We start from the raw sequence: 730 nt of genomic DNA, 5'->3' as shown, positions 1-730 counted from the left end.
CCCCTCCCGCCCATGGTTCACGCTCACTCGGGCGGGTGAACATCTCCGGCTCGGCTGGCTTTTCGGCCCCTCGCTCCCCCTACGCTCAGCGCAAACGACCGCGCATATGCATCGGCCCCCGGCCGGGAGTCACGATCCCGAACGAGGGCCTGACCACCAAGGAAGAAGGGGCTTCCCGATGGATGCTCAAAACCCTAACGTGCTCTCGCACGCCCAGTCAGCCGTTGCCGCGAACGACGCGCACGAGACCCGCTTTCAGGCGTACCGGCACCGCCGCCCGCACAGCTACGGCGTCATCCACGACAACACCCGCCACACCAGCCGCTTCACGGTGATCGGCAACCACCTCACCCAGCACCCGGAGCTGTCGCTCCTCGCGATCGGGCTGGCCTGCCACATCCAGTCGTTGCCCACCGGTGCGCCCGTCGACATCAAGTCCCTCGCCGCCCGTTTCCCGGAGGGTTCCACCCGGATCGCCGCCGCCCTGCGCGAACTGGAAACCCACGGCTATCTGCGCCGCGAACGCGAACGCACCCCCAACGGCCGGCTCGTCACCCGCACCATCTCCTGCAACCAGCCCAGGGCCGCCCGCTGCCGCACCTCCACGCCCCCACCTGCGTCCACGTGTCCACCCGCGCCACCACCCGCGCCCGCTGCCGTCCCCGCCGGCGACAAGGCGGCCTCACCGGAACACACCCCGCGCGGGAAAGCCCGCGAGCCCCGCAAGAAG

General features: G+C 70.4%; 1 pseudogene. It reads left to right on the top strand.

The features are described 5' to 3' along the window. Positions 1-178: 178 nt before the first annotated feature. A pseudogene (locus CCN35_RS27460) lies at positions 179-730 on the top strand (helix-turn-helix domain-containing protein); the annotation flags it as partial.

The organism is Streptomyces thermovulgaris (assembly GCF_002155915.1).
Taxonomy (GTDB): Bacteria; Actinomycetota; Actinomycetes; order Streptomycetales; family Streptomycetaceae; genus Streptomyces; species Streptomyces thermovulgaris.
Note: the sequence above shows the minus strand (reverse complement) of the source record. Positions and strands in the feature narration are given on the sequence as shown.